The organism is Bradyrhizobium sp. JR4.3 (assembly GCF_040547695.1).
In the GTDB taxonomy this organism is placed as follows: Bacteria; Pseudomonadota; Alphaproteobacteria; order Rhizobiales; family Xanthobacteraceae; genus Bradyrhizobium; species Bradyrhizobium canariense.
Genome location: NZ_JBEPQF010000005.1, coordinates 238,512 through 251,193, shown reverse-complemented (window position 1 = coordinate 251,193; position 12,682 = coordinate 238,512). Strand labels below are relative to the sequence as shown.

Here is a 12,682-nt window from a genome sequence, read left to right as displayed (position 1 = left end):
TTTCGCCACGGGCTCGCTGCAACCTCTCCCGCTTGTGGGGGAGGTCGGCGCGAAGCGCCGGGTGGGGGCTCTCTCCTGATCGGGAGTGTCCCAGTATGGAGAGAGCCCTCTCCCCTGCCCTCTCCCGCAAGCGGGAGAGGGAGCGCACCTTCTTCGTGGCTCCCAGGAGAACGCTCAGCCGGTGAACGCGGCCTGAGCCTCCGGCAGGTCCCAGATCTTGCCGATCGCAGCGGTGCCGGCAGCTGTGATCGCCGCCTCGTCAGCGCCGAGATAACGGCCAGCATCGACCAGCATGCGACCGTCCACCATGACCTGATCGATATTGGCGCGATTGGCGAGCGCGATCAGCGCACGGCGCGGGTCAAACAGCGGTTGAAGATGCGGATGGGTGAGATCGACGATCGTGAGGTCGGCGGTCGCGCCGGGCTCGATGCGGCCGAGGTCAGGCCGCTTGATGACATCGGCGGCAATTGCCGTGTTCGCCTCGATCAATTCGGGTGAGTTCGCGACATCGGCCCGCGCTGAGGTGATCTTGGAGATCAACGACGCGGCATTGAGTTCGCCGAGCAGGTCCATGTTGTAGCCATCGGTTCCGACCACGGTGCGAACGCCGTGTTCCGCAAACCGGCTGAACGCGGCGGTAACGCCGGCGCGCGCGAACACGCGCGGGCAGTTGAGAACCGTCATGCCGCGCGCGGCCATCAGCTTGAGATCGTCGTCGGTGCTGAACATGCAGTGCGCCGCCATCAGATCGGGCGCCAGCAGGCCCAGCCAGTCGAGATATTGCGCCGGCGTGCGGCCGCCATAGCGTTTGCCGATCGTTTCAACCTCGGCGCGACTCTGCGCCATATGGGTCGTGATGGGCACCCCAAGCTCGCGCGCCCGCGTGGCGCAGGCTTTCAAGAGATCGGGGCCGCAGGTGTCGGTGGCGTGTGGGCTCATCGCAAGGCCGATGCGACCGTCGCCGCGATTGTTCCAGCGTTGGTAGAGCGCATCCCAAGTCGCCATGTCGGCGGTGCCGTCATCACCGGAATAGTGCACGATGCCATCGGGGCCGGCCTTGGCGTCCGACGTCGAGAACAGATAGGGCGCGCCGTAGAAGCGAATTCCCATCTCCTCGGCGGCGTCGAACATCTCCGGGATCGAATTGCGGAACGGCTCCATCGCCGTGGTGGCGCCGCCCTTCAGGAGTTGAAGAATACCGAGCCGCGCCACCGCCATACGCTCTTCCGCCGACAAGATATCGGCGCCGCGCTTGGTCAGCGGCAGCAGCACCGTGTAGACGATGCTCTGGTTGTTCTTGCGGCCATTGCCGTCCTCGGTGTGGCTGCGCGCCACCGCTTCCGAGAAGCAGTGATTGTGCAAGTTCAACAGGCCCGGCAGCACGAAGCGGCCGGGGCGGTCATGCACCTCGTCAGCCTGCGGCTTGTCGCGCGTGACCGCGGCGATGGTCTTGCCTTCGATCAGGACCCAGTGGTCGCGCAACACGTCCTGCGCGCCGTCCTTGCGTGACAGCACATAGCTGCCGAAAATTGCTGAGGTGCTCATGCGGGGCGTACGTTCCAGAACACGGCGGTGCCGTCGAGAATGCCGGTGATAGCTTTGCGATAGGCAGTCGGCTGCTTGTACAGGCCGATCGGAATATAGGGGATTTCCTGGAAAGCCACCGCCTGGATCTCGCGGCAGGTGCGCTGTTGCTCGGCGAGCTCCGAGGCCGCGAGCCATTGGCTGCGCAGGCCGGCCATCTTCTCGCTCGCATACCAGCCGGCGACCTTGCCCTCGCCACGGATGTTGGTGTTGCCGGCCGGATTGAGCCAGTCGATGCCCTGCCAGTTGCCGACCGCGGCGCTCCAGCCGCCCTGCCCGATCGGGTCCTTCTTGAGCTGGCGCTGCAACACCACGGCGAAATCAAGTCCGGCATATTCCACGTTCATGCCGGCCTTGCGCAAGGAATCGACGGCGATCTCGCCGAGCGGCTTCTGCGCCAGTGAGTTGGTGGGGACGAGCACCACGATCTTCTCGCCATTATACCCCGCGGCCTTGAGGTCGGCCTTCACCTTGGCGTAGTCACGCGGGCCGCGGAACACGTCGAGGCCAACCTCGCTCGCCATCGGCGTATTCGGCGCGAAATAGCCGATCGGGGAGACCTGAAAGTTCGGGTCGGTACCGGCCACCGCGGTCATGAAGGCGGATTGATCGATCGCCCCCAGGAGCGCGCGGCGAACGGCAGGGTTGTCGAACGGCGGCTGAAGATGGTTGAGGCGCAGCATGCAGGCATAGCCGCGGGGATCGAGGATGCGCGTCTCGATATCACCGGCGGCCTTGATGATCGGCAACAGATCGTGCGGCGTGGTCTCCTGCCAATCCTGCTCGCCGGTCTGAAGCGCGGCGACGCCGGTGCCGGCATCGGGCGTGGTGGTCCAGACCACCCGATCGTAATGCACGATCTTCGGGCCCGCGGTCCAATCCGGCTTGCCATCCGTGCGCGGCTGATAGCGCTCGAACCTGGCATAGGCGTTGCGCGCACCCTGCACGCGCTCGTCGGCGAGATAGCGGAACGGGCCGCTGCCGATCACTTCGGTCAGCGGCTTGAACGGGTCCTGACTCGCGAGCCGCTCCGGCATCATGAAGCACGCGTTGATCGCGGCCTTGCCGAGCGCCTGCGGCAGCAGCGGGAATGGACGCTTGAGGCGGAAGCGGATGGTGCGGTCGTCAGCGGCCGACAACTCGTCGGTCGCCTCCATCAGCTCACCGCCAAAGCCGTCGCGCGCGGCCCAGCGGCGGATACTCGCGACGCAGTCGCGGGCGAGCACGCGCTCACCGTCGTGCCAGAACAGGCCGTCGCGCAACGTCAGATCCCACTGGAGCTGGTCACCGGAGATGGCGTGGCCCGACAGCATCTGCGGCGAGACTTGCAGGGAGGAGCTCATGCCATAGAGCGTGTCGTAGACCATGAAGCCGTGGTTTCGCGACACTTGTGCCGTGGAATAGATGGGATCGACGAAAGCGAGGTCGATCACCGGAATGAAGCGCAGCGTGGTCTGGGATTCGGCGCGGGCGATGCCGGGGAATGACAGCGCCGGTACAGCGGCTGCGGCCCTAAGGAGCGAGCGGCGAGAGATAGGCATTACGGATGGCTCCTGTGTGACGCGATGTCCAGCCGCAGCGTCGGTGCGCCCCCTCCCCCGCTTGCGGGGGAGGGCTGGGGAGAGGGTGCCTCCGCAGGCGAGGACCCCCAAGAGCAGAGAGCCCTCACCCGCGCCTTCGGCGCGACCTCTCCCGCAAGCGGGAGAGGTTGCAGCCAGTGCGCGGCCAGAACGGTGTCAGAAAAGCCAGACCTCATCACTCGCGTCTCATCCGTTGAGCAAGACGGCACCGATCGCGGCCGCGACCGCCTGTTGCGTCGGCTCGACCACGAGAACGCCGATGGCCTCCGCAATCGCTGCGCGATGCGAGGCCATGCCGGCGCAGCCCATCACCACGACATCGGCGCGGCATTGGGTGACCAGCGCGCGGCCGGCTTCGATCAACCGTCCCCGGATGTCCGCGCCTGCCGTCTCCGCCGCGCTCGCGCCGACCGACCAGCTTCCGGCATAACGGCTATCGACGCCCATCACCCGCACCATCCGCTGCTGGCAGCGAATGCTCGATGGCGACAGCGCGATGATTCCGAAACGTTCGCCCAGCATCAGCGCGCGAAAGATGCCGCACTCGGCGATGCCCATCACCGGGCGACCGCCGGCGGCTTCACGCACCGCATGCAGGCCGGGATCGCTGAAGCAGGCGAGCACGAACGCATCCGCATTGTCGCGCGACACGCGGTTGACCAGCGGCATCACGACGCTGTCGGCATCGCGCTGCGAGCTGATGCCCGGTGGCCCCTCGGCAAGGCCAACCACCTCGATGTCGGGCCCACCGGCGATGCGCAGCGGCGCGACCGCGTCGTCGATCGCCGCCGTCACCGACGCGGAGGAGTTGGGGTTGATGACAAGGATGCGGGTCATGGCGTGGCTCAGCTTTTTCCGGCCTCGTGGCGCAGGAAGTTGGCCGCGATCTTCTCACCGGTCGTGATCCAGACATCCGGGCACGACTTTGCGTAAGTCAGGAACTCGCGCAGCAGGCGCAGCCGCATCGGACGGCCGCTGCATTGCGGATGCAGCACCGTCGTCACCATCGCGCCCCAGTCTCTGGTTTCGTCGAGCTCGTCCTTCCAGATCGAGAGCACATGTTCCTTGGGGAAGATCGAGCGCGGGCTGAAGCGCGCGGAGAGCCCGTGCATCCAGTCGTCATAGCTCGCCGTGACCGGCAGCTCGATCGTGCCGGGCTTGCCGTCGGCAAGGCGATGGCGATAGGGCCGAACGTCATCACGGAAGGAGGACGTGTAGACGATGCCATGACGCACCAGCGCGACGCGCAGCTCCTCGGTGAACTCGCCGTAAGGCGCGCGATAGCCGGTCGGCCTGACACCGAGCCGGCGCTTCAGCGCCTCGAAGCCGCGTTCCAGCTCCTCCTCGATCCAGGGATCGCCGGGATCAGGCAGCAAGTGATGATAGCCGTGATGGCCGATCTCGTGACCGGCCTTGAGGATGGATTCCGCCATTGCCGGATGCGCGTCGACCGACCAGCCCGTGACGAAGAACGTCGCCTTGAGATCGAGCTGGTCGAGCAGCTCCAGCAGTTTTGGCGTGCCGACCCGCGCCTCGTAGCCGCCATAGCTCATGGTGATGAGCCGCTGGGCGTGAACGGCGTCCTTGCTGGTCCACGCGCTCTCGGCGTCGACGTCGAAGGAGAGGAACATCGCCGATTTGTACGGCTTCGGCCACGGGTATTCCGGCGCGGGATCCGCGGTGTTGGCCGGAACGAGCGGGATGCTCTTGAGTGCCTTACTGTCCAGCATTGATGGTTGCCTTCTCTAATCCGTTGTCGTTCAGTTTCCACTTGGCAAGCAGGGTACGATAGATGCCGTCAGCGATCAGCGCATCGAGCGCCTCGACCACCGCCTGCTGCAACGCCTTTTCCTTGACCGGCAGCGCGATGCCCGTGAACTGCGTCGCGAAGGGCTCGCCGACCGGCGCATAGGTGCCCGGCTCGAGGTCCATCAGATAGGGCAGCGTTTCGTTGCCCTGCACGGCAGCGTCGATACGGCCCTGCCTGAGCTGGTTACGCGCATCGGCCGAGCCGTCGGTGCCGACGAACTGGATCGAATTGCTGCCGCAATTCTTCTGGCTCCACTTGTCGATCTCAGCCGGAAACATGGTCCGGCGGCTGGCGCCGACCTTCTTGCCGCATAGCGCCGCCATGTCCTTGAACTCGGACGCGCGGGACTGCTGCACGAAGAACTTTGGACCGCTGCGCAAATAATCGACGAAGGATGCTATCTCGTGCCGGCTGGCATAGTCCGTAAAGCCGGACAGAATGGCATCCACCCGGCCCGTCGAAATCGACGGCATGAACTCGGCAAAGCTGGTCTCGGTCCATTCGATCTTGACGCCAAGCTTGCGCCCGAGCGCCTCGCCGAGGTCGATATCGAAGCCCGACAGCGCGTTGGTGGCGGGATCGCGGAACTCCATCGGCGGATAGTTCGGCACCACCGCCACCTTGATGCTGCCGCGCTTGGCGATCTCCGCCGGCAGCTCGATGGCCATCGCCGAGACACTCATGGCACCGAACAGCGCCACAGCTACCAAAAGTCTCTTCATCAACACGTCCCCATTTCAGATCACTGCCGAAAGAAATGCCCTGGTGCGCTCCTCGCGCGGCGCGCCCAAGACATCGGATGCGCGCCCCTGCTCGATGATCGCGCCCTGGTCCATGTAGACGACGCGGTCGGCGACCTCGCGTGCGAAGCCGAGTTCGTGCGTCACGACCATCATGGTCATGCCGCTTCGCGCCAGCTCCTTCATGACCGCCAAGACCTCGCCGACGAGCTCGGGATCGAGCGCGCTGGTCGGCTCGTCGAACAGCATCAGCATCGGCTTCATGGCAAGCGCGCGGGCAATCGCGACGCGCTGCTGCTGGCCGCCGGAGAGCTGGGCGGGATACGAGTCCGCTTTGGCCGACAATCCGACGCGCCGCAGCAGCTCGATCGCCTCCGCACGCACCTCGTCGGATTTTCGGCTCTGGACCTGGAGCGGACCTTCGGTGATGTTTTCGAGCGCGGTCTTGTGTGGAAACAGGTTGAAGCGCTGGAACACCATGCCGGTCTTCAGCCGCTGCCGCCCGATCTCGCGTTCGCTGAGCCGATGCAGCCGGCCGCCCTGCTCCCGCACGCCCAAGAGCTCGCCGTCGAGCCAGATGCCGCCACTGTCGATCGCGGCGAGCTGGTTGATGCAGCGGAGCAGCGTGGTCTTGCCCGAGCCGGAGGCGCCGATCAGACACATCACCTCGCCGGGCCGGATGTCGAGCGAGACATTTTTGAGAGCCTGAAACTCGCCAAAACTCTTGCTGACGGAGCGGATCGCGACGAGGGGTTTTGTCATCGCGCGAGCCGCAACGTGCCGCGCGCAAAACGGCGCTCGAGCAGCATCTGGAGCGGCGTCAGGACCGAGACGACGAGCAGGTACCAGAGCCCGGCCACGATCAGGAGTTCGATCACGCGCGAATTGGCGTAGTAGATGTTTTCGGCGTTGTGCAGCAACTCCGGATACTGGATGACGCTGGCGAGCGAGGTCGCCTTCACCATGCCGATGAACTCATTGCCGAGCGGCGGGATCACCACTCGCATCGCCTGCGGCAGCACGATCCGGCGCAGCGCACGCAAGCGTCCCATGCCGATCGCCTGCGCCGCCTCATATTGCCCGATATCGACCGACAGCATGCCGGCGCGCATCACTTCGGAGGTATAGGCACCCTGGTTGATGCCAAGCCCGAGCAGCGCGGCAAGGAACGGCGTCATGACGTCGACGGCGCGCGCGCTCCACAGGCCGGGAATGCCGATGGTCGGAAACACCAGCGCGAGATTGAACCACAGCAGCAGTTGCAGGATCAGCGGCGTACCGCGGAATAACCAGGTGTAGCCGGCGGCGACGGTCTTCAGCACCGGATTGGGCGACAGCCGCATGATCGCGACGACCACGCCGAGGAAGATGCCGAGCGCCATTGCCAGAACCGCCATCACCATGGTGTTGACGATGCCTTCCAGAATGACCTTGACGGTCAGGAAGCGGCTGACATACGACCATTCGATCTGGCCGCCCGCGAAGGCGCGAACGATCAATGCGAGCACAGCAACGATCAGCGCTGCGCTGAGCCAGCGAAACCAATGCGGCTTGCGCGCGATCCGCATCCCCGACAGATCGGGAAAACCCTCCGCGAGTGCCGGTGCCGGCATCATTGCGCCGCCGCGTTCAGCATGGGCTGGGCGACCGCGTTGGCGCCGAGACCCCATTTGTCGAGGACAGCCTTGTAGGAGCCGTCGGCTATCATCGCGGTGAGCTTCTCGGTCACCACCTCACGCAGGGCCGAATCGTCCTTGCGGAACATGATGCCCTGATATCCTTTGGCAAAAGGCTCGCCGATCACGCGGTATCTGCCGGGTTCCTGCGTCTGCGCATAAGGTAGCGTCTCGCTGCCCTGTACCGCGGCGTCGATGCGGCCCTGCTTGAGCTGGTTGCGGACGTCGATCGAGTTCTCGCCCGGGACGTACTGGATCGCCGGCTTGCCGGCCGGCTCGCAATTCTGCTTGCTCCACTTCTCGATCTCGACCGGGAAGCTGGTGCTGCGGGTGGTCCCGACCTTCTTGCCGCAGAGATCGGTCGCAGCTTTGGCTTCGTTCTCCGCCATCACGAAGAACTGTGGGCCGGTCCCGAGATAATCGACGAAATCTGCGGTCTCGCGCCGCGAGGCGCGATCGGAGATGCCGGAGATGATGAAATCGGCGCGCTTGGTCTGAAGCGACGGGATCAATTCGGCGAACGGCGTCTCGCTCCAGACGATCTTCACGCCGAGGCGCTTGGCGAACTCGTTCGCCAGATCGACGTCGAGCCCGACGAGCTCATTGGTCGCGGGATCGCGATATTCCATCGGCGCGTAAGTGGAGTTGACCGTGAGCTTCAACGCGCCCGCCTGCTTGATCTCGGCCGGAAGCTCCGCCGCCTGCGCGGACGTCGCGGCCGCCAGCGCTGCGATGCCGAGGAAATACGAGAGGCGCGTCATATCGGCTCCTTTGCCAACGTTGTTGGAACATCCTGTCAGTCCGCGTCGAGAACCGCGGGTTCGATGACGCCGGCGCGTTCGGTGATTACCCTGTATTGTTCCGGCCGCCGGTGCGCGGCGAAGTTGAACATCTTGTCCTTGCCCTGGCGGCAGAGGTCGAGATCGATGTCGGCGACGATCACCTCGTCAGTCAGCGTTGCGGCCTGCGCCACGATGCGGCCATTGGGATCGACGATGCAGGAGCCGCCGATCAGCCCGGAGCCGTCCTCCTCGCCCGCCTTCGCCACCGAGATCGCCCAGGTTGCGTTCATGTAGGCGTTGGCCTGCGTTACCAGCGTAGAGTGGAAGGTCCGCAAGGAGGCATCTTCCGTGCTGCCGCCATTGGGATCATAGGCCGCCGAATTGTAGCCGATGCAGACGAGCTCGACGCCCTGCAGGCCAAGCACGCGCCAGGATTCCGGCCAGCGGCGATCGTTGCAGATCATCATGCCCATGATGGCGTGGGCCCAGGCCGAGCCGGAGCGGAAGGCCGGAAAGCCGAGATCGCCATATTCGAAATAGCGTTTCTCGAGCTGCTGGTAGCGCGCACCTTGTCGCGGCTCGACCGAGCCCGGCAGATGCACCTTGCGATAGCGGCCGAGCAGCTCGCCATCGCGGTCAACCAGGATGGCGCAATTGTAGCGCCGTCCATCCGGCGTCAGCTCGGCATAGCCGACATAGAAGCCGACGCGCAGCGCACGCGCACGGTCGAACAAGGCGGCGACGTTCGGGTTCGGCATGCCGCGTTCGAAATAATGGTCGAGCGCCTCGCCTTCGAGCAGCCAACGCGGAAAGAAGGTCGTGAAGGCAAGCTCGGGAAACACCACGAGGCTGGCGCCGCGGCCGGCCGCCTCCTCCAGCAGCGCGAGCATCCGCGACAGCGTATGCTCGCGTGTATCGGCTTTTTGCGTCGGCCCCATCTGTGCGGCGGCGGCGCGAAGGACACGAACCAAGATTGCCTCCAATCTGTGCGCAGTGCCGCCTCAATGGGCGGATGAACCCTTTGATGCGACGTGCAAATCCGCTGCCATTACGCGGAAGCGGGGCTGCAAAATCAATTCGTCCTGCTATGATGTTTTGGCCCAGAGTATAATCGGCAGTGATATGAACCTGCGCCAGCTCGAGATTCTCCGCGCCGTCATCCGCCACCGCACCACGGTTGCGGCCGCCGACGAACTGGCGCTGTCGCAGCCCGCCGTCAGCAACGCGCTGAAGACGATGGAGGCGCAGGCGGGTTTTGCGCTGTTCGAACGCGTCAACAACCGGCTGTTTCCGACCACGGAAGCGATGGCGCTCTACAAGGAGAGCGAGGCGATCTTCGCGCTGCACGCAAAGCTCGAGAACCGCGTGCGCGATCTGCGCGAGAACCGCTCCGGGCATCTCGCGCTGGTCGCGACGCCGCCGCTCGCCTACAGCATCATCCCTTCGGCACTGTCAGCCTTCCTGCGCCGCCGCCCGGAGACGCGGGTGTTCTTCGACGTGCGGCGCTATGAGGGCATCATCGAAGGCGTGCTCAACCGCGTCGCCGAGCTCGGTTTCGCGCTCGGGCTGACACATCATCCGGGCATAGCCCATGAGGTGGTGCACACCGGCGAGATGGTGTGCGTGCTGCCGCCGCAGCACCCGCTCTCCGACCGGCCCGTGATCTCGGCCGCGGACCTGTCCGGCCTGCCCTTCATCGGGCTCGAGCGCGGCACGCGGCTTGGTGAGGCCGTGCGCGACAGTTTCGCACGCGCCGGCGCGCCGTTCCAGCCGACCGTCGAGGTGCGCTACTGCAACACGGCCTGCGTGCTCGCCGCCGCCGGCGTCGGCGCCGCCGTGGTCGATCCCTTCTCGCCGCGGCAGAACGGCGGGACCGGCCTCGTCGTGCGGCCGTTCGCGCCGACGACGCACGCGGTGGCCTATATGCTATGGTCGGAAGCCGAGCCGCTGTCGCGCCTGGCCAAGGCGTTTCTCAACGAGGTCCGGAAAGAGAGTGTGCTGCTGGAGCGCACAGCGCCACACCAGCAACATGGGTCAGAAAGCGACCAGGCTTGAGCTTTACCAGAGGGCGCATGGCACGCATCACTATCATCGAGACCGGGCAGGTCCCACAGAAATATCGCGAGCGCCACGGTTCGTTCCCCGACATGTTCAAGCGCATGGTCCGCGCTGAGGATCCGACAGCCACGATCGACATCGTTAGCATCCCGAGCGGCGATGCGCTGCCCGATCCGCGCAATTTGGAGGCGGTGCTGATCACCGGCGCCGCCGCCGGCGTCTATGACGGGCTCGACTGGATCGCGCCGCTGGAAGATTTCGTGCGCACGGCCTACGCCAGCAGGACACCGATGGTCGGCATCTGCTTCGGTCATCAGCTGATCGCGCAGGCGCTCGGCGGCACCGTACGCAAGTCGGAGAAGGGCTGGGGCATCGGCCGGCACGTCTATCAGGTGCTGCCGGACAACGGCGTCGTCGACGGCGAAGCGGTCGCCATCGCCTGCTCGCATCAGGACCAGGTGATCGAGCCGCCCAACGATGCGCTGACGATCCTCTCCTCCGAATTCACCCCGCACGCCGGCCTGCTCTACGCCAACGGCGCGACGCTCACCGTGCAGCCGCATCCGGAGTTCGACGTGGAGTTTGCGCAAGTGTGCTGCGAGCTGCGCGACGGCAAGGCGCCGGACGCCGTCGTTGCCACGGCGAAGGAGTCGCTGGCGGAGCCGATGGACCACGCCAAGCTTGGTGGGGCGATTACGAGATTTCTGGCGCGCAGGCCCATCTCCTCATCCTGAGGAGCGCGCCATTTGCGCGCGTCTCGAAGGATCGAGGCCCCGCTACAGCAACGGGGGCCCGCATGGTTCGAGACGCCGCTTCGCGGCTCCTCACCATGAGGCTTGAAATCTCAGAACGGATCGGTTCCCAACCCCGCCACATCCGCCGGCCTCGGCCCCGGTGCCGGCCAGTGAAACCGCCGGTCCTTCTCCGTAATCACCACGTCGTTGATCGACGCTTCGCGCCGCCGCATCAGGCCGTGCTCGTCGAACTCCCACTGCTCGTTGCCGTAGGAGCGATACCACTGGCCGCTCGCATCGTGCCATTCGTACTGGAAGCGCACGGCGATGCGGTTTTCGTCGAACGCCCAGAGGTCCTTGATCAGGCGGTAGTCGTGCTCCTTCTCCCATTTGCGGGTGAGGAATGCGACGATGGCTTCACGCCCCTGAAACATTTCGGAGCGATTGCGCCAGCGGCTGTCCTCGGTATAGGCGAGCGAGACGCGCACCGGGTCGCGCGAATTCCAGGCATCCTCGGCCATGCGGGCCTTTTGCGCTGCGGTCTCACGGGTAAAGGGCGGAAGCGGCGGGCGCGACATGAGGACCTCATCGGTTGGCGGGAGTGCAATCTATCGCCGCGCGCGGGGGAGTCGAGGGGCCGCCCGCTATCGCCCGATCACGAAATCAGATCAGCCTTCATCAAGGCGCGGATCGATTTCGGGATCGGCTGGGCGCGGCCGCCGCTGATGAAGGCGACGCGTACCTCGGCTTTGACCAGCACGTTTTCCCCGCGCCGCACCTCCTGCGCCAGCATGATCGAGGCGCCCTTTACCGCGACCGGCCAAGTCACGACATCGAGCACGTCGTCCATCCGGGCAGGCTTGAGGAAATCCAGATGCATCGAGCGCACCACGAAGGCGAAGCTTGTGTCTTCCGCCTCGGCCTGCTCGAACAATGCCTGCTGCTCGGCGCCCATCAGCCGCAGATGATTGGTCCGTCCGCGCTCCATGAAGCGCAAATAGTTGGCGTGATAGACGATGCCGGAAAACTCTGGCTTGCCGAAATCGCAACACAGCGCCTTGATTTCATTGGGGCGTTGGAGGGCTATAGCGTAAACAACCGTAGATTTCTACGTCCCTTCCAGCGCGACCCGCAGCACCTTCGGGATTCCCGTCAATGGCGTCGAAGTCGTGCTCGCCGTGCGGATCGTTATCCCGCGTGAAGCTGTCGAACCTGCGCACCGCTTCGAGCAACTCGGCCAGACGATTCGGTTCGAGGCAGGTCATGCCCCGGGGTAAGCAGGACGTTACAGCCAATGACAGGTTGCGCCGGAGACTGTCGTTAAGGCTGCGGATTTTATCGGTTTGGGTGTCGTTGAGCATTTGAGTTTCTCCCGTTGTTATCGGCTGCGCCATCGCGGCTGGTCGGGAGAATTCGAGGGCGGCAGGACCGAGCGGGCAGGCAAGGAGGCTCCGCCCGAGGGCTCCCGTCTTTGGCATGCGGGTGGCGGTCTCGTCCGCCGTTGGTTTCAGCGCTTCGATCACGATCAGACGTTCTCGCGGGGCACTCATCCGAGGATGTTTTGTGACTCAGGCGTGACCCCGGTGGTCCTTCCACCTTCTCGCGAGAGGGTCATGCCAAGTAAGCAGTCGTCCGTGAACAAGGTTCACCTATCGGCGCTATCGCTGCGATGCTGGCCATCGTGGCTATCCACGACGCTCTCCGTCGCGATGGTA

At 65.0% G+C, this 12,682-nt stretch carries 14 protein-coding genes; 2 read left to right on the top strand and 12 right to left on the bottom strand.

Features of this window, described 5'->3' with window-relative positions; genetic code table 11:
* Positions 1 to 174 precede the first annotated feature (174 nt).
* The 9 genes from ABIB91_RS11610 to ABIB91_RS11570 all read right to left on the bottom strand — a co-directional run bounded on the left by ABIB91_RS11610 (position 175) and on the right by ABIB91_RS11570 (position 9,146).
* Positions 175 to 1,548: an amidohydrolase family protein gene (locus tag ABIB91_RS11610; RefSeq protein WP_354167991.1), complete on the bottom strand. Its 1,374-nt coding sequence runs from the start codon at positions 1,546 to 1,548 to the stop codon at positions 175 to 177.
* The gene (locus ABIB91_RS11605; RefSeq protein ID WP_354167989.1) at positions 1,545 to 3,128 is read right to left on the bottom strand and encodes an ABC transporter substrate-binding protein; all 1,584 of its coding nucleotides are present in this window, start codon (positions 3,126 to 3,128) and stop codon (positions 1,545 to 1,547) included. Before ABIB91_RS11605 ends, ABIB91_RS11610 begins: the two co-directional genes overlap by 4 nt.
* 225 nt (positions 3,129 to 3,353) lie before the next feature.
* A complete protein-coding gene (locus tag ABIB91_RS11600; RefSeq protein WP_354167987.1) occupies positions 3,354 to 4,004 on the bottom strand; it encodes an aspartate/glutamate racemase family protein in 651 nt (216 codons plus the stop codon).
* Between the two features lie 8 nt (positions 4,005 to 4,012).
* Complete coding sequence (locus ABIB91_RS11595; RefSeq protein WP_354167985.1) at positions 4,013 to 4,897, bottom strand: polysaccharide deacetylase family protein; 885 nt, start codon at positions 4,895 to 4,897, stop codon at positions 4,013 to 4,015.
* Positions 4,884 to 5,699, bottom strand: coding sequence for an ABC transporter substrate-binding protein (locus ABIB91_RS11590; RefSeq protein ID WP_354167983.1), 816 nt, complete (start codon positions 5,697 to 5,699; stop codon positions 4,884 to 4,886). The genes ABIB91_RS11595 and ABIB91_RS11590 overlap by 14 nt, the downstream gene beginning before the upstream one ends.
* 15 nt (positions 5,700 to 5,714) lie before the next feature.
* Positions 5,715 to 6,479 carry an amino acid ABC transporter ATP-binding protein gene (locus ABIB91_RS11585; protein ID WP_219683521.1) on the bottom strand — a complete coding sequence of 255 codons (765 nt, stop codon included), beginning with the start codon at positions 6,477 to 6,479 and terminating at the stop codon, positions 5,715 to 5,717.
* Positions 6,476 to 7,333, bottom strand: a complete 858-nt coding sequence (locus ABIB91_RS11580) for an amino acid ABC transporter permease (protein WP_035993541.1) — start codon at positions 7,331 to 7,333, stop codon at positions 6,476 to 6,478. Before ABIB91_RS11580 ends, ABIB91_RS11585 begins: the two co-directional genes overlap by 4 nt.
* The gene (locus ABIB91_RS11575; RefSeq protein ID WP_354167980.1) at positions 7,330 to 8,154 is read right to left on the bottom strand and encodes an ABC transporter substrate-binding protein; all 825 of its coding nucleotides are present in this window, start codon (positions 8,152 to 8,154) and stop codon (positions 7,330 to 7,332) included. The genes ABIB91_RS11580 and ABIB91_RS11575 overlap by 4 nt, the downstream gene beginning before the upstream one ends.
* A 35-nt stretch (positions 8,155 to 8,189) precedes the next feature.
* Positions 8,190 to 9,146, bottom strand: coding sequence for an N-carbamoyl-D-amino-acid hydrolase (locus ABIB91_RS11570; RefSeq protein ID WP_007596405.1), 957 nt, complete (start codon positions 9,144 to 9,146; stop codon positions 8,190 to 8,192).
* A gap of 151 nt (positions 9,147 to 9,297) precedes the next feature.
* On the opposite strand from ABIB91_RS11570, the gene ABIB91_RS11565 reads away from it, so the two are divergent.
* Both ABIB91_RS11565 and ABIB91_RS11560 read left to right on the top strand, forming a co-directional pair.
* Complete coding sequence (locus tag ABIB91_RS11565) at positions 9,298 to 10,230, top strand: LysR family transcriptional regulator (RefSeq protein WP_007596406.1); 933 nt, start codon at positions 9,298 to 9,300, stop codon at positions 10,228 to 10,230.
* A gap of 17 nt (positions 10,231 to 10,247) precedes the next feature.
* Positions 10,248 to 10,967 (top strand): type 1 glutamine amidotransferase, encoded by a 720-nt coding sequence (locus ABIB91_RS11560; protein ID WP_007596407.1) that lies wholly within the window; start codon positions 10,248 to 10,250, stop codon positions 10,965 to 10,967.
* A gap of 110 nt (positions 10,968 to 11,077) precedes the next feature.
* On the opposite strand, the gene ABIB91_RS11555 is transcribed toward ABIB91_RS11560, so the two are convergent.
* From ABIB91_RS11555 to ABIB91_RS11545, 3 genes are all read right to left on the bottom strand, one after another.
* On the bottom strand, positions 11,078 to 11,545 hold the full coding sequence (locus ABIB91_RS11555) for a nuclear transport factor 2 family protein (RefSeq protein ID WP_007596408.1): 468 nt from the start codon (positions 11,543 to 11,545) through the stop codon (positions 11,078 to 11,080).
* A 77-nt stretch (positions 11,546 to 11,622) separates the two neighbouring features.
* Positions 11,623 to 12,054 carry a YbgC/FadM family acyl-CoA thioesterase gene (locus tag ABIB91_RS11550; protein ID WP_354127285.1) on the bottom strand — a complete coding sequence of 144 codons (432 nt, stop codon included), beginning with the start codon at positions 12,052 to 12,054 and terminating at the stop codon, positions 11,623 to 11,625.
* Entirely contained in the window at positions 12,032 to 12,490 is a 459-nt protein-coding gene (locus ABIB91_RS11545; RefSeq protein ID WP_354167976.1) for a DUF3768 domain-containing protein, read from the bottom strand. Before ABIB91_RS11545 ends, ABIB91_RS11550 begins: the two co-directional genes overlap by 23 nt.
* Between the last annotated feature and the right edge of the window lie 192 nt (positions 12,491 to 12,682).